This is a genomic window from Bartonella sp. AP3QHHD (genome assembly GCF_042195765.1).
In the GTDB taxonomy this organism is placed as follows: Bacteria; Pseudomonadota; Alphaproteobacteria; order Rhizobiales; family Rhizobiaceae; genus Bartonella.
The window spans coordinates 1-1,782 of sequence record NZ_JBHIPC010000018.1; the positions used below are offsets into that span (position 1 = coordinate 1).

The 1,782-nt window shown below is 32.4% G+C and carries 1 tRNA gene and 1 pseudogene; both read left to right on the plus strand.

Annotated elements, in window-relative coordinates:
• A pseudogene (locus ACFIL7_RS01275) lies at nt 1-692 on the plus strand (tyrosine-type recombinase/integrase); the annotation flags it as partial.
• 943 nt (nt 693-1,635) lie between these two features.
• Nucleotides 1,636-1,725, plus strand: a tRNA-Ser gene (locus ACFIL7_RS01280).
• Nucleotides 1,726-1,782 lie beyond the last annotated feature (57 nt).

Consider the following 1,782-nt stretch of genomic DNA (forward strand, 5'->3'; position numbering starts at 1 on the left):
TATCATAGCCGGTGTTGAACGGCGCAAAGAAACACCAGCAATGGCTAGAGACTTTCTACAATCCCTAAATGGGCTTTTTAATTGGGCGATTGATCAAGGTCTTTTGGAAAATAATCCAGCTTTAGGAACAAAAAGACGCCCCCTCAAAAACAAAGAGAGATTTCCTGTTTGGACAGAAGAAGATGTCGAAAAATATTATCAAAGATGGCATCATGGTACCCATGAACGTGTCTGGATTGATGTTCTTTTATATACGGGCTTGCGTCGTGATGATGCGGTACGAATTGGCTGGAAAGATGTCAATGATAATATCATTCACCTCAAAACAGAAAAAAGTAAATTTCAAACAGATGTTTTTCTTCCTATTTTTCCAGAATTAGCCAAAATGCTTGAAGCAGGTCCCATAGGTGATGAAACATTCATTTGTGGTAAATGCGGGAAAAAAATACCCAAAAATAGGTTCGGATTTACATTTTATAATGTGTGTACCAAAGCAGGTATCAAAAAATCGGCGCATGGATTGAGAAAATTAGCAGCAAAACGTGGACGCTAATTCTGGTGCAACAGTATCACAACTCAAAGCAATTTTTGGCTGGACAAATGATGCTATGGCATCTCTTTACACAAAGAGCACAGACCGTAAAAAACTCGCTCTTGCAACCATAAAAAAGCTTCAAAAAGATGAGGGATAGAGGCAAAAAAACTCAATAGAATCAGGAATAACCTATTCTCTCATATTAGACATAAATATTTTATTTTACACATACTTGTGAATGAATCGGCTTTTAAAACTTTGTCTTCTAAAGTTTACGCTTTCTGACTCTGCATAATTTAGCGTTTTTAAGTTCTATTCTTGAAAAACTATGTAATACCTTCACAAACTATCTATTGATCTAAGGGTATTGCTCAATAATTTTTTCTTCCATTCAAATTAACTTTTTGCTTATCCCACAGAAAAAGCATTACAAATATACCTAATTTCCAGTCATATCTAGAAGAGATTTTAAACTATCGATGCAAATCTTACATAAATTTTTATTCAAATAGTGCAAATCAGCCATTCCCTCCAAGGTACTCTTTAGACGCACTAAATATCTGAATATTTTTATTTAAAAAATTAAAATCTTTTAAAGAGCTTTCTTATTGAATTGTACTTAATTTAAACTCAATAAAAACTTTCCTTGAATATATATGTCATTCTTACAAATTTATCTCTCATAAACTGTCAGAGTAATAACATTTTCTTTTCGCCAATATAAACGATCTAAATAAAATAAATATCTGGAAAGGTAAAATAATTCAAAAATACACGACCGGAATTTAATATAATTTATCAAACATTTTCAACTAAACATTTCTTATTATTACGAAAACGATTGTTAGAACTTAAAAAAAATATTGCTTTGTAAAAAAATTTTAAACAGGAAAAAAATGATAAATATCATAATTACCTTTCATTTTTTCAGAAAAAACTATCATGTTTAAAAATGAAACTCTTAGATAACACACTCAAAGAATTAACTTATGAAGAATTATTTTAATAGAAACTTAAATAGTTTTACAAAGAACGCTTTAAAATGCGTATTAAAATGATTGACCTTTTACAAGAAATTTGTCAAAAAGCATATCTAGTTTGGAGGGGTGGCCGAGCGGTTTAAGGCACCGGTCTTGAAAACCGGCGTGCAGGAGACTGTACCGTGGGTTCGAATCCCACCCCCTCCGCCACAGCACTTTTATGGTGCTATAACTTATTGATTTCATGTGTGTTTTTTCAAGGTGCGG